Source organism: Allofustis seminis DSM 15817 (genome assembly GCF_000374325.1).
GTDB lineage: Bacteria > Bacillota > Bacilli > Lactobacillales > Carnobacteriaceae_A > Allofustis > Allofustis seminis.
This window is the reverse complement of the sequence record NZ_KB894080.1, coordinates 128866-147466: the sequence shown is the minus strand read 5'-3', so window position 1 is coordinate 147466 and position 18601 is coordinate 128866. Positions and strand designations below refer to the sequence as shown.

Genomic DNA, 18601 nt, shown 5'->3' with positions numbered 1-18601 from the left:
AGGATGACAATTATGAAACAATGGAAACTTATATTAAGCGGCGCTTTGGTCGTCAGCGGTCTATTCTTTTATCAAAAAGATATTTTTTCGGCCAATAATACGCTGAAAAACTTCACGCTAGACGTGACTTCTGGTGATGCGGCACCTATAGAGAATTTGGCGCTTTCATTTAATGATATGGGAAATACCTCTTTTTATTATCTTAATGGTAAAGCTCATTCCTCTAGAGAAAGCGGTCCTTTTAAACGTGCCGACTTAGATCTAACAGGTGGAGATCCTGACTTAATTACCATTTTAGATAAGAACCCTGGATTTTTCCGTGGAACACAAGGGGATGCCTGCATGGTAACGGATCAATATGCGATTATTTTCTATACCACTTATGACAGTCAAACTGCTACTTTAATGAGCAACATTTATAATAAGGAAACAAATGAAGTCAAATCGTTGCCACTTTCATCTGCAGCAAATGTCTTCCGTGAAATTTATAATGTGTATATCGAAGGTGATACGGCATATCTACTCTTTTGTTCGAGTGAGTTCTCTAATCAGCAAACCCATGAACAATTCATCATTGAACCGCTCAACCTTAAAACATTTGAAAAAGGAGAAGCTATTACCTTTGAATTCCCAAATTATGTTTATCCTGAATGGTTTGGTAGCATTAGACAACAAAATAATCCCTTCGTTATCTTGAAGGCAGGATGGAATGATGAAAATAATAAGGTTAATATTGTAGATGGTCGTACTGGTGAAGTACTTATTACTGAAACACATGATGCTGAAAGTAGCGATTGCTGCTACTTGCGTGATGCACAGAGCATTTATCGCTTTAATTTCTCAGGAACGCCAGAAAATACGCACATTGAAGTTGATGTTGCTCATTTATCCGAAGGGCAGACAAGTTTTGAAAAACAAGTAACACTTGAAGAGGCACCATTTTCTTATGTACAACAAGGCCCAATGGTTCCTGTTACATATGACACATCTTATAGCGAGAATGGCGAGCAACAACAGCAGCTCGCGGACAAATTCTTCTCTGCTTATTCATCTTATATAGACAATGGTATCTTATATCTTTTCCCAACTCACTTGGATCCTGCCGAAAAAGAAGGCTTAAATGGATATATCTTCGATTTGTCAAGCGGGAAATTATTGACAACTACGCGCTTAACACTTGAGACGCGTAACATTGATATCCAATATATGCTCACACAATTGAAAAAAGTAACACTTGTTACGCCATAAATATTAATGGCTGCAAAGGATCTGTCTAGTCCATCATAGGCAGATGCCTTTGCCATTTTCATATACATCTTTACGATATTGTGCTAACATGGACACTATCGAATATTATTTTAAGAGGTGACATCATGAAGAAACATATGAAAAAAATTATTTTGGGCATTGTACTCGTTGCAACCATCGCTGTCGGTGGATATTACATTTGGCACGCCTTCTTTTCTGATGCAAGTCACGAAGCCGATCCAGCAGAAGGAGGACGCGAACTCTACACCTTACATGAACAAGATCCGATCTCCGCTAAAGGGGTCGTAACACTTGAAGTCAACGATAGCTACACATTCAAAGAAGACTTAGGTAGCATTGATACTGTCCATGTGGAAGATGGCCAGTCCGTTGAAAAAGGACAAGCGCTCTTCACCTATCGTAAAACAACTGGTCCTGAACAAAAAGCAGTTAATGAAGCATCGCGCCAAGTGGATGCACTTGTTGCACAAAAAGATCGCTTAGTAGCACGTGGTCCTGCCACTGTGTCTGTCCCTAATGATGACAAGAATCCTGAAGCACAAAAAGCTGCGACACAAGCCAATCAGTCAGCACAAGATGAATTCAATTCACAAGTTGCCGACTTAAAAGCACAAATTGATTCCGCTAGTGCTGCATTGAATGATGCAACAGAGGCACTGACGACTACTATTGTCGCAGCACATCCAGGCGTTGTTAAAATAAGTGAACAAGGCCGTACCAATGCTGCTACGCCATTTATGCGTATTACTGGAAAAGAAGTCTATATTCAAGGAAGTGTCGACCAATTCGGTTTCTTCGCTTTAGGAAAAGATCGTAAAGTGACCATTAATGTCGATGCAACAGGTCAATCTGTTGAAGGCTTAATTACCGATTATGACGAAATCCCACCAGCCCAAGAAGCGGGCACTACCTCTGGAAGTGCTACTGCCTTAAACGCTCTTGGAGGAGAGGCAAATGCTCCAGCAGCTAGTGCGGGAGGTAATGCTGCTCATTTCAACTTTATCGTTCGTCCAAATGAATATTTACAGCCAGGATTTTCTGTTGAATTGTTAATTCACATTCCAGGAATCGCCATCCCAGAAGAATCTCTCGTTAAAGAAGGCGACCGTTACTTTGTCTTTGTCTATGAAGAAGGCAAAGCTAATAAACGCGAAATTAACATTCAACGCCAAGGTCTGAATTATGTCACAACGGATGATGCTTTCCAAGATGGCATGCAAATTATCATGCATCCTGAAGGGCTAAAAGATGGCGATGACATTCAAGCACCAAAAGATGCGAATATGGAAGGCCAAATGCCTGAAGAGCCTGAAAAAGAAAATGGAAAAGAAAAAGAAGAAAATAAAAAAGATGAATCATCGGAAGAAAATGAATAGAAACTGGGTGGTATAGATGACCGAACAGATGAATAAAAAACACCCATTAATTGCACTCCATAAAATAAATAAATATTACCAAATGGGTGAAAATACACTACATGTATTGAAAGACATTGATCTTACCATTCAAGAAGGCGAATTTGTGTCCATTATGGGGCCGAGTGGCTCTGGAAAATCGACACTCATTAATGTGCTCGGTTTTTTGGATAATGACTTTGCGGGAGAATATTTCTTCCAAGGGAAGACCGTTACACACCGCACCGATCGCCAAATTTCCGAGCTACGCAATCGCCGCGTAGGATTTGTCTTTCAAGATTTCAACCTTATTGAAAATATGACCGTTGCTGAAAATGTTGCACTCCCGCTTATTTATAGCGGACTCTCATCGCATGAAGCACGTCCGCGTGTACAAGAGGTCCTTGACCACATGGGAATCGGTCATAAACTCAATGCTAAACCTTATGAACTCTCAGGGGGTCAGCGCCAACGTGTCGCTATTGCACGCGCTTTGGTGAATTCGCCTGATTTCATTATTGCAGATGAGCCAACGGGAGCGCTGGACACCAAAACATCGCGCAAGATTATGGACGTCATTGCCAAGATGAACCAAGAAATGGGCGTGACAACCGTTGTCGTAACGCATGACCCGTCACTTCAACGTTATGCGACTCGCCACTTAATGATTGTGGATGGCCGTCTTCGTGAAAGTGATGTTCATGAAGCGGAACAAGTCGCTGAACAAGTTCGCCAAGAACGACTAAAACGTGAGGAGGATGCACAATGAATCCAACCGAATTACTGAAGTCCGCCCTCACCACGATGCGCATGAACAAACGTCGTACCTTTTTAACGATGTTCGGGATTGTCATCGGGATTGCCTCTGTTATTACGATTTTAAGTCTCGGAAATGGCTTTCGCCAACAAACATTGACCGATCTAGCAAAAGATGAAGGGGGACGCCGCAATCAAGAATTTTTCTTTTCAAGCAACGATTTTACGACTGACCCAGCAAAACTAGATCCTTTTTCACACACGAACCTCAGCGACATTAAAAATATGGACGGGGTCGATGAAGTCAAAATCGGCGAAAGTCACAGTCGTGGTCCAGATGATATAACATATGCAACACTCACCAGCAAGAATGTTACTGAAATGTATTCTGGAAAAACTGTAGAGTCCTCCAGCGAAACGATAATCGCTGGACGTAACTTAACGTCTTTAGATAATGAAGGAAAACGCCGCTATGTGCTCATCGGCTCCAATGTTTCAGAGAAGCTTTTCCCTGGAAAAGAAGCCGAAGAAGTCTTACATCATGCCGTCAATATTGATAAAAATAGTTATACTATTGTTGGTATCTATCAAGCACAGAATAAAGCTGATGAGGAAAATAATCCATTTATGATGTTTATGGAAGAAGCGGGATTTTATGTGCCAGCGGCAGCCTTTAAGTTGGGACAAATCGAAGATGACTGGAAAGCTTCTATTGTCGTCTACTTTAAAGATGATGCTGACATGAAAAAAGTGTCAAAAGATATCCAAAAATATCTCACTGAAAATGGAAAAGAAAAGAATACTGGAACATATTCTTACTTTGATATGAGTGAGATGATGGAAGAAATTGGCAAACAGCTGAATAATATCACTTACTTTATCACTGCCATTGCGGGCATCTCGCTCTTTATCGCGGGTGTTGGTGTTATGAATATGATGTATATTTCTGTTTCTGAGCGTACCAAAGAAATTGGTATTCGCCGCGCACTCGGGGCAACTGCTCAAAGCATTCAAGGGCAATTCCTGCTCGAAGGTGTTACCATTTCGCTTATCGGTGGGCTAGTAGGCTATAGTCTTGGCATCGGGCTGTCTTATGCTATCGCTGCAGTCTTACCATTCCCTGCAGCACCTGATGTAATGACTGCACTCTTTGCAGTCGGTGTATCGACTTTTATTGGGATTATCTTCAGTGTCTTCCCAGCAAAAAGTGCCGCAAGCAAGAATGTGGTCGAAATTCTACGTTAAGCAAGATATGCGCTATCACATTCTTATACAAGGGCAGATGCTATATTATATGAACAAATCAAAACGCATACCACAAAAAGTGGTATGCGTTTTTTGATTGGGAGGGGGAAAGGTCTAATTAGGTCATCTGAAAAAAGTAAACATAAAGTGATAGGAGAGCGCCGAGACCGACGACCAACACAACGGCACTCGTCCAAAATTGAACGGAATACTTTTGTTGGGTACTTTTTTCACGAATATAACGTGAATGCCCAAGATGAACACTTGTCAATACTAAAAAAGCAACCCAAGTTAGAAACATCACAACATCTTGAATTAGAATATGGCCAAATATAAACCATAGGATAATATAAAAGATGACTAATTCACTTAAGCATTTTGTTGTCTCACGTTCGGTATTCTTGCGAATGATAATAGCATCCAATAATCCGATGAGTAACAATAAAGTAATGCCCCATGTCATCTTGACCCTCTCCTTTCATTATGGTCTGTCTCTTTCTTCACTTCTATTATAGCAACTGCTTTGAGACTTTTGGGAGGATTTACAATCCATTAACAATCTTAACTCAATCCATAAGCAATTAAACTTTAGCAGTAGATGATGGGAGGGGGTTGGAAGCTTTTGCGGTATTTTTCGTGCAATTTTTCCGCTTCATCGGTAAAATAGAATTGTACGTATGGCAAATAATAAAGGAGGAACTTGAATGAGAGCATTAGGTATTTCAATCTATCCCTCACACTCAGATCCAGCAAAAGACAAAGCATATTTAGAAAAAGCAGCGGCACTAGGCTACACACGCATTTTTACTAGTATGTTGGAACTTGATGGCGATCGCCAAGAGGCCCGCAACAAATATCAAGAGGTCATTGAATTTGGAAATCGTCTCGGTATGAAAACGACTTTAGATATTAACCCGGGCCTTTTTGAACAATTGGGCGTGAGCTATGACGACCTCGGCTTTTTCCATGAAATGGGAGCGGCAGGCATTCGTCTGGATTTAGGTTTTGATGGCAAAAAAGAAGCGTTGATGACCAAAAATCCATATGGTTTACACATTGAAGTGAATATGAGTAGTGGAACAAAATATATCGACAACGTGATGAGCTATGGCCCAGATACTGATCGCTTAATCGCTTCACATAATTTCTATCCTATGCGTTATTCTGGTCTATCTCGTGATCATTTTATGAAGACCACACAGCAATATCAAAATTATTATCTTAATACGGCGGCTTTTATCACAAGCCAGACGGGGCAATTAGGACCATGGCCAGTGCAAGCAGGTTTATGTACGCTTGAAGAACATCGCACCTTACCACTTGCTATACAAATTACTCATATGCGCGAACTCGGCGGTATCAGCGATATTATTATTGGGAATGCCTATGCAAGTGATGAAGAATTGAAAGCTGCTGCAGAAGCTTTCTTCAGCCCTCATCTCCAAATTCCAATTCACATTCATGAACAGGCAACGGCCTTAGAACGCCAATTATTATTGGAAGAGCTACATGCTTACCGCGGCGACCGTTCCGCTTATATGATTCGCTCATCCATGACCCGCGTGAAATTCAAAGACCACAACTTCCCAATTGGGCATATCCCACATCATATTCAACCCGGTGATCTCCTCATTGGCAACAACGCTTTTGGTCAATATAAAGGCGAAACACAAATTGCACTGCTGCCAATGGAACAAGAAGGACAATTAAATGTTGTCGGCCATATTGACGAAATGGCCATGGCTTTAATTCAAGATATGCCACCATTTAGCACCTTTGAACTCTATCACGCCAACGCCTAAAGAAAGAAGGATTTAGATGATTATTGTGAATAGTCCCTTAATGCATGACGAAATCAAAACTATTTTAGCCGAAAGTACGACACCTACTTTTACATTTGAAAAAGAAGCGGGCATCAAGCTCTACTTCCAGACAGACCACGATGATGTAGAAGAAGCTGCCGCCATCGCCAAAAAATTAATCAAAGAGGGCACTGGCAATGTGCTTTATTTCTCTGTTACAACGGAAGAATATATGTAAGAAATTTTTATCATATCTGCACACAAAAACCCGGCGAGAACTAAAAGGTTCTCGCCGGGTTTTGTTATTAAATTTGTCAATTTTTAAATAAGCGTTTTCAAGAGTACAATTTTAAAATGACCGAGAATAATTTTGGACTTTAAAGTGTTTAAGTATTTTTTTGCTTTTATGTATAGTTAATAGGAAAGGAGAGTTGCTACAGATGAATTATAAAATATCATATCTTATACACCCAGATACTATTAGTACACTTTCCATTCAAGAAGCTAGGGACTTAACTGGACTAGAAATCGAAAATGTCTTACAACAGCTTGATGCTTTCGATTATCAAATAAATGGAAACCAACTGTGCATCCCCCCTATACCAATTGAAAAATGGCTCAGCAAGTTACTTAATATTCAATCCAACAAATCAGAAATCATTTTGAAAACAGATGATCGACAAGCAATGATTTATTTAATGATCTATTCGCAATATCGTCATTTTACGGTCTATCATTTTCAGGACCTGCTAGATGTTTCTAGAGGAACTATTTTTAATGATATTGCCGAATTAAAAGAAAAAATTTCAGCAACAGGACTTGATATAAAATATGATCGCATAAAAGGATATCACATTGTCGGCCGTCACAATGAAGTTTTTAAATTAGCCAAGAATTTTATCTCCAGATTGTGCTATTCCGATGAAGGGCGCTATTTTCTTTTTTACTACATTTTCTCAATGAATTATACATTATATGGCCAAGCCCGCGACTTATTAAAAAAATATATTGATGATGAAGGTTACCGTTTTGTTTTAAGTCGAACAGATGAGATTGTTTTTTTAATGATTTTATCTAAGCATATGATGAAATCCTACGACTTCACTCCCATTGACTCCTTTGATAAAATTAAAGATTTGAAAATTTTTAAATTTTGCTGCAATCTGCTCCTTAATTTTTATGAATTGGAAGAGATTTCCACCTACAACACTTGCATATTTACTATTTGTGTATTAACAGTGCTACAAGGCGAAATTCATGAACCGGCTTTCGACTTTTTATTATATTTATCTGCGGATATCATTCACCGAGTCGAACAGCTATTAGTTGTTTATTTTAGTGACTTTAAACGTTTATTATTCGATTTTTATAATCATTTAGTTCCCGCTTTTTTCAGAATTAAATATGACCTTGAAATAACAAACCCCGCAATGGCTACTATTTATAAAAAATATGACACTTTGTATAAGATAACAGCACAAGCCGTACAACCCTTAGAACAAGTGACTAAGAAAAAAACACCAGAAAATGAAATTGGTTATTTTACTATTTTGTTCGGTGGAGCAATGAACTCATTAGGGCAAAAAGAAGAAACACCTGCCAATCCGCGCGCATTAATCGTTTGTCCAAATGGCGTAAGCTCTTCATTAATCTTGGAATCAGAACTCAAAAAAACATTTCCGACCATTACTTTTACTGGTGCAGACTCTTTTTTAGAATTAGGAAATTTGTCGGAAAGCAGCTATGATTTTATCTTTTCAACTGTTTATTTAAAACATACAAAACCTGTTTACCTCGTCAACCCCATAATGACCCAACAAGAAAAAAATCATTTAATTGAAAAAGTAAGAAATGATTGGAAAATTGACGGTTACAATTTCCCAAGTGCCAATGAAATCATACATGCTATCATGCCATATATTCATTTAAAATCTGGAGTTACTGAAGAAAAGTTATATGGCGTCATTTATCATCTAATCTATGACTTTAATCACCAAAAAAATAATGACAAAAGAAAACCAACCCATTCTTTTTCCAAGCTAATCACAGAGGATAAATTTATTACATTAGAAAAAATAGATAACTGGGAAGATGCTATAACATTAGCATCTGAACCCTTGCTCAAAAATGGTTCTATCGAAAAAAGATATGTCAACGCCATGATAGAAAATGTTAAAGCATTTGGTTCTTATATCTATTTGGGAGAAGGCATCGCAATGCCACATGCTCGTCCTTCAGATGGCAGTCATGCCTTAGATATTTCAATTTTAAAAATCAAGGTACCAATAAAATTATTGGAAAATGAAGAACATCAAGTAGATACCTTCATTATATTGTCCACGTTAAATAATCAAAGCCATTTTGAATTAATCGAAGAAATTAATACGATTATAAATGATCGAAAACTTCTCATGCGCTTTAAATCTATTAATAATTATGCTGATTTAAAGCAATTACTTAATGAAATATAAAATATTAAAGGAGGGGATGTTGATTTGTTAAAGAAGGTTATGAATAAAGATATGATTCGCTTAAAGGTCGATTTAAATTCCTGGGAAGAGGCGATTAAATTCGGAGGGGAATTACTGCAAAAAGCAGGCTATATCGAAAATGAATATATCGAAAAAATGATAGAAAATGTCAAAAAAAATGGAAGTTATATTGTTGTAGCACCAGGAATTGCAATGCCGCATGCTAAAGCGGATGAATATGTTTTGAAAAATGGTGTAAGCATTGTGACACCAAAAGTTCCTTTATCTTTCGGACATGACACAAATGATCCAGTCAAACTGATCATAACGCTTGCTAGTATTGATCCGAATATACACTTAGAAATCATACAAGATGTAGTAACCCTTTTAAGTAATCATGATGCCATAGCAATGATAGAAGCATCTAATGATAGTAATGAAGTCATTCAATTGATTAATACAATTTAAATAAGGAGGATCATAATGACTTTTTCTAATCAAATAACGCAAAGGATTTCTATTTTCAATGAGATCTTAAATGATAAAATCGACTCTATCCAACAAATAGCAGATTTAATAGTAGAAACTATTGCAAATGGCGGAAAAGTTTTAACGGCCGGTAATGGCGGAAGCGCAGCAAATGCTCAACATATTACAGGTGATATTGTCGGGCGATATAAGTTAGAAAGAAGAGCATATCCATCCATTACTTTGACAGTCGACCCTAGCCTTGTAACTGCAATAGCTAATGACTATGGATATGAGCAACTCTTTGCTCGTCAAATTGATGGATTAGGAAATAAAGGAGACTTATTAATCGTAACTTCTTCCAGTGCGCATTCTCCTAATATATTAGAAGGTGTACAGAAAGCGAAAGAAAAAGGACTCACAACACTAGGTGTCCTAGGAAATAATGGGGGCATACTAAAAAATGAATTGGATTACTCTTTATTATTTGACTTCAAAGATTCTGACTTAGTTGAAGAGATGACCATGGCAATTTTCCATATGGCCCTAATAGATGTAGAAGAAAGATTAAAAAGAATGGATGATGAAAATGAAAATTAATACAGTATGTGGAAATGGACTAGGCTCTAGCCTTATTTTAAAAATAAATGTTGATAAAATCCTAAAAAAATTAGGTTACTCTGCACAAGTTGAAGCAACAGATATTGGAACAGTTAATAGTAGCGATGCTGAATTAATTGTCACCACTTCACAATTTAAGCAGAATTTAGATCATTTAAATAAAGAGATTATCTATATTAATAATGTAATGGACAATGACATCTTGGAAGAAAAATTAAAAGAATATTTTGAAAAAGGAAAGGAGTAAAAAGACATGTTAAATTTTATTTATAGTTTCTTTAATCAGCCCGCTGTTATTATAGGTATCATTGCACTTATCGGATTAGTTGCACAGAAATCATCTTTTTCTGATACATTAAAAGGAACGGTAAAAACAGTTATCGGATTCTTAATTATGTCAGCAGGTGGTGGCATTATCAGTTCAACATTGAGTAGTTTAGCACCTGCATTTGAAAGTGCTTTTAATGTGCAAGGAGTTATTCCTAATAATGAAGCAGTTATTGGTTTGGCCCAAAATTTATTAGGAACTGAAATGACTTTAATTATGGGGCTTGGTTTTGTATTTAATATTATTATTGCACGTTTTACAAAATATAAATATATTTTCTTAACAGGGCATCATGTGTTATTTATGTCAGGACTAGTGACAGCTGTTCTGGGAACGATCGGTTTTGAAGGCTGGCAACTTGTGTTAATTGGATCATTTATCGTTGGCTCTACCATGGTATTAACGCCTGCTTTAGTTCAGCCTTACTATAAAGCAGCTACAGGGACGGATGCCATTGCAATGGGACATTACAATGCATTTTCTTATGTTGCATCTTCTTGGATTGCAAAAATCACAGGAAATAAAGAGAACTCTACAGAAGAGATTGAAGTTCCAGACAAATTTAGTTTTATTAGAGATAGTACAGTAACTACCGCAATTGTGATGATCATTATTTATGTCATTGTCTTTTTAGCTGCTGACCATCAATTAATTTCTGAGCTATCAGGTGGAGATAATGCCATTATGTTTGCGATTGTTGAAGGACTCAAATTCACTGCAGGTTTTGTTGTAACACTCCAAGGGGTTCGTATGATGCTTTCTGAAATCATCCCTGCTTTCCAAGGAATTTCTGAAAGAATCGTGCCAGATGCAACACCTGCACTGGATGTTCCTGTACTATTCCCATATGGACAAAACGCTGTAATTGTAGGATTCCTTTCCTCATTAGCAGGAGCTTTTGCCACATTCTTATTACTCCCACTCACTCATCTACCACTTATTATTCCTGGATTAATTCCAATATTCTTTGTGGGGGCTGGGGCTGGCGTATTAAATAATGCTCAAGGTGGCGTTCGTGGAACGATTATCGGAGGATTTATCAATGGGGTTTCATTAATTTTACTCCCTGCTTTTATGCTTCCTCTATTAGGCGATTTAGGTTTTGCTAATACTACGTTCGGAGATACAGACTTCGCTACTGTTGGCATCATTTTGGGATACGTTGGTAATTTAGTTAGCAAAACTGGTGTATATGCCCTAGTTGGACTGCTCATCGCTTTATACTTATTTTCTGCTTTTCGCGCAACAAAAGATGAATAAAGAGGGATTTCATGAAAAATTTTATTAATGAATACAATAAAGAATTTATTCAAGTCATTCAAGCACTCGATGATCAGAAAATGATTGAACTTTATCAATTATTAGAAGAAGCTATATCTAATGAACGTAACGTATTCATCATGGGAAATGGTGGCAGTTCCGCTTCAGCCTCCCATTGGGTATGTGACTTCAATAAAGGAATTAATTATCATTACTTTCCAAGAATAAAAATGTATTCTTTATCAGATAATACACCTATTTTTTCAGCTTTGGGAAATGATTTTTCATATGATGATGTATTCATCGAGCAATTAAAAAATTATCTCACACCAGACGATCTTGTGATCGGTCTATCCGTATCTGGCAACTCAAAAAATATTGTCAAAGCTCTCAAATATGCAAATGAAAGTAATGCGAAAACTTACGCTATTATCGGTGATTATGATGGTGAGATGGGCGATATTTCAGACCATGTTCTTTATGTTCCATCACAAAATTATGGAATTGTTGAAGATATTCATATGTACATATGCCATGTCCTGTCTCAATATATGCTTAAAGTACGCAAAGGATAAAATAATTATCAAAAAATATGCAGATTTTTATCATATCTGCCACACAAAAACCCGGCGAGAACTAAAAGGTTCTCGCCGGGTTTTGTTATTATTCTTCTGCTTCGGGGTCGTCCATGTGATGTACGAAAAGGCGTGCGGTATTTTCCGTAAAATTGAAAATCCCGTCAGATACATGAACAACTTTGCGGTCGCGCTTATTAATAAAAACCACATTGCCCGCTTTAATCGGCATCACTGCGTCCATATGGTGTGCAAGAAGTGTGCGCGTTCCATCCGTTGTAGGAATTGACAGACGTTCAACTTCTTGCTCATAGTGAGCGCCGCCCGGTGTAATAATTTTCGCTATAAACATAATCCATCCCCCTAAAATCTATGATTTATGGGATGCAATGACATCATCAATGCTTGCTTTATAGATGAAGTGGCTTTCCGAAATATGGTCGACTTCGCCATCCAAAATTGCTTTAAAACTGCGAATGGTGTCTTCAATTGGCACAAATGCGCCAGCCATACCGGTAAATTGTTCCGCAACGTTAAATGGTTGACTCATGAAGTTACGAATTTTACGTGCGCGGTTAACGATTAATTTATCGTCATCACTTAATTCATCCATCCCTAAAATTGCGATGATATCTTGAAGTTCGCGGTATCGTTGCAAGATGCTTTGAACGCGTCCAGCAACTGCTACATGTTCTTTTCCTACATGTTCTTCAGTTAAGAAGTTAGAGTTGGATGCAAGTGGGTCAATCGCTGGATATAGCCCTAGTGAGGCAACTTCTCGGCTAAGGACAGTGCTAGCATCCAAGTGGGTAAAGGTAACAGCAGGGGCTGGGTCTGTCAAGTCATCCGCTGGAACGAAAATAGCCTGAATAGATGTAATAGATCCATCTTTTGTCGTGGCAATTCGTTCTTGGAATTGTCCCATTTCAGTAGCTAATGTTGGCTGATAACCTACTGCACTTGGCATACGTCCTAATAAGGAAGATACTTCCGAACCCGCTTGAACAAATCGGAAAATGTTATCAATAAATAATAATACATCTTGTTTTTGTTGATCGCGGAAATATTCTGCCATTGTTAGCGCAGTAAGTCCTGCACGCATACGTGCTCCTGGCGGTTCATTCATTTGACCATAGACAAGTGCTGTCTGATCCAAAACGCCCGCTTCTTTCATTTCATAGTACAAGTCATTTCCTTCGCGGCTACGTTCTCCGACACCGCCAAATACGGAAAGTCCATCATGTTCTTTTGCAACGTTGTGAATAAGCTCTTGGATAAGCACCGTTTTTCCTACACCGGCACCTCCGAATAAGCCAACTTTTCCTCCACGAGGATAAGGACAAAGCAAGTCAATCACTTTAATTCCCGTCTCAAAAATGGAACTGGTGGTTTCTAAGTCTGCAAAATCTGGTGCTGGCTTATGAATTTCTGACATTTTCACGCCGGCTTTTTCAAAAGGCTTCTCATCAATTGCTTCGCCTAATACGTTAAACATGCGGCCTAAGGTTTCTTTTCCTACAGGCACTGAAATACTTTTGCCTGTGTCCGTCACTTCCAGTCCACGTTTTAGACCGTCCGTTGACTGCATTGAAATACAGCGAACGCGGTCGTGCCCTACGTGTTGCGCAACTTCTAATGTAACGGAGGGTTCCGTTTGAACAATTAATTCATTGTAAAGACTAGGAATATGACTTCGATCAAACTTAACCTCTACGACAGGGCCAATAATTTGACTAATAATTCCTGTATTCATTTATCTACTCTCCATCCCAGATGAAAGTTCTAAAATTTCTTGTGTAATCTTCTCTTGACGCAGACGGTTATATTGCAGCTTCAAGCTGGCATGTAAGCCTTCTGCATTATCCGTTGCAGTATCCATCGCCAGACGTCGAATCATATGCTCGGTTGTTTTTGATGAATAAAGTGCATCATATAGTGTCAATAACATATTCATTTCAACAAAACGCGCATTAGCTTCTTCATAATTAGGGTAGAATTCTGTGCCGCTGAGATCTGTTAATGTTTCATCAGCGATTTTCCATTCGACTTCTATCGACTCTCCTGAAACGAGATGAGGACGGGCCACAAAAATCTGATACGTTTTCATCCATTTTAATACCTGTTGAAATAATGCTTCCACATCAACATCTTCACTGGACATCATTTTCTCGTTCACCATGTTGAAATGGGGGTCTTTTTTAATGCGGTCATACATTTTCTTACCAATCCATAAGACATTTTCAATGCCGGATGACTTCAACTCTTTATAGAGCGTATTCTGATAGAGTGAAGCGAGTCCCAAATCTGCGGAAAAACAAATCGCAAGTCCGTTTTTGGTGTCCAAGGTATCCCAGTCTTTGCTTTGGCTTTGGATGGTTTTCATTTCCTTCATAAAAGCTTCAAAACCACCCGTTTTGCGCACATACTGCTGATACTTACTCATCGACACTAATTTCATGGCGTTTGTAATCTGCGAGGTACTCTTGACCGTATTCATCCGATTTTGAATGTCTCGCATATTATTCGCCATCTATACGCATCCCCTTAAAGTCATCATAAATTTGTTGCATTGCTTGTTGAATTTTGTTGACTAATTCTTCTGTTAAATCATAGTCTTTTGCTAATTCGTCCAGTAAGTGTGAATATTCATTTTCAAATGCACGATGCATATATTCTTCAAATGGACGGACTTCATCGATTGCTAACTTGTCAATCCAGCCATAACGGTTAAGATAGATACTTAATACAAGCAATTCATGTTTTTTAGTTGATATAGCACCTTGTTTCAGCAGTTCTGTTAGGCGTTTTCCATGATCGATAATTTCTTGCGTTTCAGGATCAACATCCGTATCGAACTGTGCAAAACTTTCCAATTCAGCATAGTTAGTCAGCTCAATTTTCAAGCTTTTTGATACTTGTTTCATCGCTTTTGTCTGGGCATCGGACCCTACACGTGAGACCGAAAGTCCAGAATCAATCGCTGGACGATGACCTGAGTGGAAAGCAGATGTATCAAGGAAAATTTGACCATCTGTAATCGAAATCACGTTGGTTGGAATATATGAACTGATATCTCCTTGCTGGGTTTCGATGACTGGCAGTGCAGTAAGACTTCCGCCACCATGTTCTTCATTCATTTGTGCAGCACGTTCCAAAAGACGTGAGTGAAGATAGAAGACATCCCCTGGATAAGCTTCACGTCCACTTGGGCGGCGCAGTAGCAATGAAATGGTACGATATGCAACAGCATGTTTAGATAAGTCATCATAAATAATGAGTGCATCTTCACCGCGTTCCATCCAATATTCTGCAATTGAGCACCCTGCATATGGTGCAATATATTGTAATGCAGCCGAATCATTAGCAGAGCTATTCACCACAACGGTATAATCCATCGCGCCATGGTCTTTCAAGCTTTGAACCATACGAGATACCGTTGATGCTTTTTGCCCAATGGCTACATAGACACATTTTACATTTTGACCTTTTTGGTTCAAAATCGTGTTCAATGCAATACTTGTTTTCCCTGTTTGTTGGTCGCCGATAATCAATTCACGTTGACCTTTTCCAATTGGAATAATTGCATCAATCATTTTAACACCGGTAAATACCGGGCTGTCCACGCTTTTACGTGACATAATACTTGGTGCATTTCGTTCAATGTCATAATACTCAGACGGAATAATTTCGCCCTTGTTGTCAACGGCACGTCCTAATGGATCAACGACTCGCCCGAGCAATTCATCCCCGACACCGACACGTACAATCTCTTCTGTACGATAGACAATATCATTTTCTTTAATATTATCGTCACTTCCTAAAAGAATGACTCCGACTTGATCATCTTCCAAGTTCATCGCCATTCCCAAGGTATCATCATTGAAACGCACTAATTCATTTGCTAATACATTTTTTAGTCCATCGACAAAGACGATCCCGTCCCCTACAGAGATTACGCGACCTGTTTCTAGCGCACTATAATCCCAGTCGATTTGTTGAACTCTTTCTTTTAAAGACTGAATGATTTCTTCACTTCTAGTATCCATATTACACCTCTCTTAATATTTGATCGATGCGTGATTTGTATGTCGCGTCAAAGACTGCTTCGCCTACTTCTAAGCGAATTCCTCCGATTAGGCTCTGATCGACAACATATTTCACTAGGTAGTGAGGACCCCACTGTGCTTCAACTTTTTCCAGAACATGTGCTTTCATTGCATCAGAGAGTGGTTTGGCACTATAAATTCTGACATCATAATATAGTCCTGCACGAATCAGGCTGTCCTCATAGTCGTGGACCAGTTGATGCACACGATCTGAAAGTTCTTCATAAATTTGTTGAAAAGCGGCGGGATCATTTCTTAAAACGTCAAAATGCTCGCCCAGTCCGTCTACGACTTCACGAATCACTTGCAAATCATTGAGATATTTGACCGCAATATCTTTTGGTAATGATTTGATGAGTTCATCGGAAATACGATCATTACTTCGCGTCATGAATCACACGGTCCATTTCCGCTTCAAGGGACTTCAATGTAGCTTCTTCGCTCACATCAACATCTTGAAGGGCACGTTTGGTAATATTTACAGCTAAATCGACAGCGTGTTCTTCGATGTCTTTTAACATCGTTTCGCGACTGGCTTCGATTTGTTCGCTAGCACGTTCAATAATACGGTCACTTTCGGCACGTGCTTTTTTAAGCAATTCTTGTCGTTCTTGTGCAATGTCTTTTAAAGTCTGTTCACGCAAACGATCGACATTTTCGAGAGCTTTTCTATGTTCAGCTTTCAATTCTTCTTGTCGCGCTTTTGCTTCTTCTTCTACTTTTTCAGCATAATTCTCAGCTTCTTGCATTTTTTGTGCGCGAGCATCTAAGTAATTCACCACAGGTTGGTGTAAGAATTTTTTATAAATTAAGTAGATGATAAATGTTGCAACAAGCTGTACCAAAATCGTCATCGGATTCGGTATAAGTTTTTCTAAAATATTTGGCATTACACTCACCTAAATTCTACTTATTCTTAAAGCACAAACAAAATAATAATCGCAATTAATAATCCATAAATAGCGGAAGTTTCAGCAATCCCAAGACCTAAGATCATCATTGTACGGATTGTGTTCTCTGCTTCAGGGTTTTTTCCAACCGCTTCAAATGCACGACCTGCTCCAAGTCCTTGTCCAATTCCTGTTCCAACACCTGTAAATACTGCAATAGCTGCACCAATTGCTTTTAATCCTGTTGCTAAATCCATTTTTCTATTCTCCTTTTAAAGTCATTTATTAAATTAAAATTATTCTGTTACATTGGTTCCAATAAAAATAATTGAGAGTGAGAAGAAAATATATGCTTGCATAAGTCCTGAGAAGATGTCGAAATAAAGATGTAAGACACTTGCCAAGACGGGTCCTATAAAGTCAAATTGTCCGATCACCGGAACAAAACTACTCAAATAGGCTGTAAACATATATACAAAGCTCATAATAATTGACCCTGCAATCAAGTTTCCAAAAAGACGCAGTGCCATACTGAGCAATGTTGCCACTTCACTCATAATGTTCATTGGTAAAAATAGTGCGAACGGTTCAAGATATCCTTTAAGATAATTCTTAAAGCCGTTATGTTTGATACTAAACGTCTGAATAAGAATCCATGTGATGGCAGAGAAAACAAGTGTGACGGATAAGTTTGTCGTCGGTGCTTCAAGTCCGAGAAGCCCACTTAAGTTAGCCGTTGCTAAATAAATGAGGACACTTCCCATATATGCCGATAAAATACGTCCATATTTTGGACCCATCGCATTTACGACCATCTCATCAATCGTTTTCACCAGTTGCACAGCTCCCGCTGTAAATCGACTAAAGCTGCCTGTTTTTTGGCCTTCTTCAATTTTTTTCCCTGCGACAATCATCACTAGACTTAAAGCAATTGTAATAATGACAATTGAAAGTTGTTCAGCTTGTAAATATTTTGCCAACTCACACCCTCCTTTTCTCATTGAAATAGTGCGAGACTATCCAGTAAATTCGCTCACAAAAGAACGCTAAAAAAATGGCAAGTATACTATACTTCTGTCCATGCTTAATGCTCAAAGCAAAAGGCATCAACACAATTAATAGGACCAAAAATTGATGCGACATCACATCAAGAATAACACGTCCTTTATTCCTTAAATTATTGAAAATTCGTGGATACATCCATTTGCGATAAAGCTGCAAGATTGTCACAAAGACCATTCCAAGCAGCCACCCTTGTGCAAACGATTTCCCGAAAAGCCAATAAAAAAAAACGGCCATCAAACTAATGATGCTAGCAAGGAGTCCCCATTTAAAAAACTCCTTTTTCGGTATAGATTTTTGCATCTTCTAGTGCTCCATTCTAGTCATTTTTCCTGATTAGTCACTAGTATATTA

Annotated in this window: 22 protein-coding genes; 12 read left to right on the top strand and 10 right to left on the bottom strand. The window is 38.4% G+C overall.

Annotation, left to right across the window (positions count from 1 at the left end; all coding sequences use genetic code 11):
• The first annotated feature begins 12 nt into the window (after nt 1–12).
• From C231_RS0102675 to C231_RS0102660, 4 genes are all read left to right on the top strand, one after another.
• The gene (locus C231_RS0102675) at nt 13–1248 is read left to right on the top strand and encodes a hypothetical protein (protein WP_018659113.1); all 1236 of its coding nucleotides are present in this window, start codon (nt 13–15) and stop codon (nt 1246–1248) included.
• Nucleotides 1249–1373: 125 nt separating this feature from the next.
• Nucleotides 1374–2645, top strand: a complete 1272-nt coding sequence (locus C231_RS0102670) for an efflux RND transporter periplasmic adaptor subunit (RefSeq protein ID WP_018659112.1) — start codon at nt 1374–1376, stop codon at nt 2643–2645.
• Nucleotides 2646–2661: 16 nt separating this feature from the next.
• Nucleotides 2662–3432, top strand: a complete 771-nt coding sequence (locus C231_RS0102665) for an ABC transporter ATP-binding protein (protein WP_018659111.1) — start codon at nt 2662–2664, stop codon at nt 3430–3432.
• On the top strand, nt 3429–4664 hold the full coding sequence (locus C231_RS0102660; protein ID WP_018659110.1) for an ABC transporter permease: 1236 nt from the start codon (nt 3429–3431) through the stop codon (nt 4662–4664). The genes C231_RS0102665 and C231_RS0102660 overlap by 4 nt, the downstream gene beginning before the upstream one ends.
• Before the next feature lie 118 nt (nt 4665–4782).
• On the opposite strand, the gene C231_RS0102655 is transcribed toward C231_RS0102660, so the two are convergent.
• Nucleotides 4783–5127 carry a hypothetical protein gene (locus C231_RS0102655; protein ID WP_018659109.1) on the bottom strand — a complete coding sequence of 115 codons (345 nt, stop codon included), beginning with the start codon at nt 5125–5127 and terminating at the stop codon, nt 4783–4785.
• A 241-nt stretch (nt 5128–5368) separates the two neighbouring features.
• Here C231_RS0102655 and C231_RS0102645 point away from each other — a divergent pair, with 241 nt between their 5' ends.
• The 8 genes from C231_RS0102645 to C231_RS0102610 all read left to right on the top strand — a co-directional run bounded on the left by C231_RS0102645 (nt 5369) and on the right by C231_RS0102610 (nt 12189).
• On the top strand, nt 5369–6466 hold the full coding sequence (locus C231_RS0102645; protein ID WP_018659107.1) for a DUF871 domain-containing protein: 1098 nt from the start codon (nt 5369–5371) through the stop codon (nt 6464–6466).
• Nucleotides 6467–6482: 16 nt separating this feature from the next.
• Entirely contained in the window at nt 6483–6704 is a 222-nt protein-coding gene (locus C231_RS0102640) for a hypothetical protein (protein ID WP_018659106.1), read from the top strand.
• 202 nt (nt 6705–6906) lie between these two features.
• Complete coding sequence (locus tag C231_RS0102635) at nt 6907–8937, top strand: BglG family transcription antiterminator (RefSeq protein ID WP_018659105.1); 2031 nt, start codon at nt 6907–6909, stop codon at nt 8935–8937.
• A gap of 24 nt (nt 8938–8961) precedes the next feature.
• The gene (locus C231_RS0102630; protein ID WP_026314319.1) at nt 8962–9405 is read left to right on the top strand and encodes a PTS sugar transporter subunit IIA; all 444 of its coding nucleotides are present in this window, start codon (nt 8962–8964) and stop codon (nt 9403–9405) included.
• A 15-nt stretch (nt 9406–9420) separates the two neighbouring features.
• Nucleotides 9421–10005: a D-sedoheptulose-7-phosphate isomerase gene (locus tag C231_RS0102625; protein ID WP_018659103.1), complete on the top strand. Its 585-nt coding sequence runs from the start codon at nt 9421–9423 to the stop codon at nt 10003–10005.
• A complete protein-coding gene (locus C231_RS0102620) occupies nt 9995–10273 on the top strand; it encodes a PTS sugar transporter subunit IIB (protein ID WP_026314317.1) in 279 nt (92 codons plus the stop codon). The genes C231_RS0102625 and C231_RS0102620 overlap by 11 nt, the downstream gene beginning before the upstream one ends.
• A 6-nt stretch (nt 10274–10279) precedes the next feature.
• The gene (locus C231_RS0102615) at nt 10280–11614 is read left to right on the top strand and encodes a PTS ascorbate transporter subunit IIC (protein WP_018659101.1); all 1335 of its coding nucleotides are present in this window, start codon (nt 10280–10282) and stop codon (nt 11612–11614) included.
• Between the two features lie 11 nt (nt 11615–11625).
• Nucleotides 11626–12189: an SIS domain-containing protein gene (locus C231_RS0102610; protein ID WP_018659100.1), complete on the top strand. Its 564-nt coding sequence runs from the start codon at nt 11626–11628 to the stop codon at nt 12187–12189.
• An 88-nt stretch (nt 12190–12277) separates the two neighbouring features.
• Here the strand turns inward: C231_RS0102610 and C231_RS0102605 are convergent, their stop codons facing one another.
• Genes C231_RS0102605 through C231_RS0102565 form a run of 9 tightly spaced genes read right to left on the bottom strand, consistent with a single transcriptional unit; the run spans nt 12278 to nt 18550 of the window.
• Nucleotides 12278–12541: a hypothetical protein gene (locus tag C231_RS0102605; RefSeq protein WP_018659099.1), complete on the bottom strand. Its 264-nt coding sequence runs from the start codon at nt 12539–12541 to the stop codon at nt 12278–12280.
• Between the two features lie 18 nt (nt 12542–12559).
• Nucleotides 12560–13942 carry a F0F1 ATP synthase subunit beta gene (gene atpD, locus C231_RS0102600; protein ID WP_018659098.1) on the bottom strand — a complete coding sequence of 461 codons (1383 nt, stop codon included), beginning with the start codon at nt 13940–13942 and terminating at the stop codon, nt 12560–12562.
• Nucleotides 13943–14719: a F0F1 ATP synthase subunit gamma gene (locus C231_RS08185; RefSeq protein WP_018659097.1), complete on the bottom strand. Its 777-nt coding sequence runs from the start codon at nt 14717–14719 to the stop codon at nt 13943–13945.
• Nucleotides 14709–16235 (bottom strand): F0F1 ATP synthase subunit alpha, encoded by a 1527-nt coding sequence (atpA, locus tag C231_RS0102590; protein WP_018659096.1) that lies wholly within the window; start codon nt 16233–16235, stop codon nt 14709–14711. Before atpA ends, C231_RS08185 begins: the two co-directional genes overlap by 11 nt.
• 1 nt (nt 16236) lies before the next feature.
• Complete coding sequence (locus C231_RS08180; RefSeq protein WP_018659095.1) at nt 16237–16686, bottom strand: F0F1 ATP synthase subunit delta; 450 nt, start codon at nt 16684–16686, stop codon at nt 16237–16239.
• Nucleotides 16673–17185 (bottom strand): F0F1 ATP synthase subunit B, encoded by a 513-nt coding sequence (locus C231_RS0102580; protein ID WP_018659093.1) that lies wholly within the window; start codon nt 17183–17185, stop codon nt 16673–16675. The genes C231_RS08180 and C231_RS0102580 overlap by 14 nt, the downstream gene beginning before the upstream one ends.
• A 26-nt stretch (nt 17186–17211) precedes the next feature.
• The gene (atpE, locus tag C231_RS0102575; RefSeq protein ID WP_018659091.1) at nt 17212–17442 is read right to left on the bottom strand and encodes an ATP synthase F0 subunit C; all 231 of its coding nucleotides are present in this window, start codon (nt 17440–17442) and stop codon (nt 17212–17214) included.
• A gap of 39 nt (nt 17443–17481) precedes the next feature.
• Nucleotides 17482–18165, bottom strand: a complete 684-nt coding sequence (locus C231_RS0102570) for a F0F1 ATP synthase subunit A (protein ID WP_018659089.1) — start codon at nt 18163–18165, stop codon at nt 17482–17484.
• A gap of 1 nt (nt 18166) precedes the next feature.
• On the bottom strand, nt 18167–18550 hold the full coding sequence (locus C231_RS0102565; protein ID WP_018659087.1) for a hypothetical protein: 384 nt from the start codon (nt 18548–18550) through the stop codon (nt 18167–18169).
• Between the last annotated feature and the right edge of the window lie 51 nt (nt 18551–18601).

Bases quoted from the DNA above. Each gene is read 5' to 3' on its own strand.
- C231_RS0102665 (WP_018659111.1), top strand. From the start codon at position 2,662: ATGACCGAACAGATGAATAAAAAACACCCATTAATTGCACTCCATAAA.
- atpA (WP_018659096.1), bottom strand. From the start codon at position 16,235: ATGGATACTAGAAGTGAAGAAATCATTCAGTCTTTAAAAGAAAGAGTT.
- atpD (WP_018659098.1), bottom strand. From the start codon at position 13,942: ATGAATACAGGAATTATTAGTCAAATTATTGGCCCTGTCGTAGAGGTT.
- C231_RS0102670 (WP_018659112.1), top strand. From the start codon at position 1,374: ATGAAGAAACATATGAAAAAAATTATTTTGGGCATTGTACTCGTTGCA.
- C231_RS08185 (WP_018659097.1), bottom strand. From the start codon at position 14,719: ATGGCGAATAATATGCGAGACATTCAAAATCGGATGAATACGGTCAAG.
- C231_RS0102605 (WP_018659099.1), bottom strand. From the start codon at position 12,541: ATGTTTATAGCGAAAATTATTACACCGGGCGGCGCTCACTATGAGCAA.
- C231_RS0102610 (WP_018659100.1), top strand. From the start codon at position 11,626: ATGAAAAATTTTATTAATGAATACAATAAAGAATTTATTCAAGTCATT.
- C231_RS0102640 (WP_018659106.1), top strand. From the start codon at position 6,483: ATGATTATTGTGAATAGTCCCTTAATGCATGACGAAATCAAAACTATT.
- atpE (WP_018659091.1), bottom strand. From the start codon at position 17,442: ATGGATTTAGCAACAGGATTAAAAGCAATTGGTGCAGCTATTGCAGTA.
- C231_RS0102655 (WP_018659109.1), bottom strand. From the start codon at position 5,127: ATGACATGGGGCATTACTTTATTGTTACTCATCGGATTATTGGATGCT.
- C231_RS0102645 (WP_018659107.1), top strand. From the start codon at position 5,369: ATGAGAGCATTAGGTATTTCAATCTATCCCTCACACTCAGATCCAGCA.
- C231_RS0102615 (WP_018659101.1), top strand. From the start codon at position 10,280: ATGTTAAATTTTATTTATAGTTTCTTTAATCAGCCCGCTGTTATTATA.
- C231_RS0102660 (WP_018659110.1), top strand. From the start codon at position 3,429: ATGAATCCAACCGAATTACTGAAGTCCGCCCTCACCACGATGCGCATG.
- C231_RS0102625 (WP_018659103.1), top strand. From the start codon at position 9,421: ATGACTTTTTCTAATCAAATAACGCAAAGGATTTCTATTTTCAATGAG.
- C231_RS08180 (WP_018659095.1), bottom strand. From the start codon at position 16,686: ATGACGCGAAGTAATGATCGTATTTCCGATGAACTCATCAAATCATTA.
- C231_RS0102675 (WP_018659113.1), top strand. From the start codon at position 13: ATGAAACAATGGAAACTTATATTAAGCGGCGCTTTGGTCGTCAGCGGT.
- C231_RS0102580 (WP_018659093.1), bottom strand. From the start codon at position 17,185: ATGCCAAATATTTTAGAAAAACTTATACCGAATCCGATGACGATTTTG.
- C231_RS0102565 (WP_018659087.1), bottom strand. From the start codon at position 18,550: ATGCAAAAATCTATACCGAAAAAGGAGTTTTTTAAATGGGGACTCCTT.
- C231_RS0102635 (WP_018659105.1), top strand. From the start codon at position 6,907: ATGAATTATAAAATATCATATCTTATACACCCAGATACTATTAGTACA.
- C231_RS0102620 (WP_026314317.1), top strand. From the start codon at position 9,995: ATGAAAATTAATACAGTATGTGGAAATGGACTAGGCTCTAGCCTTATT.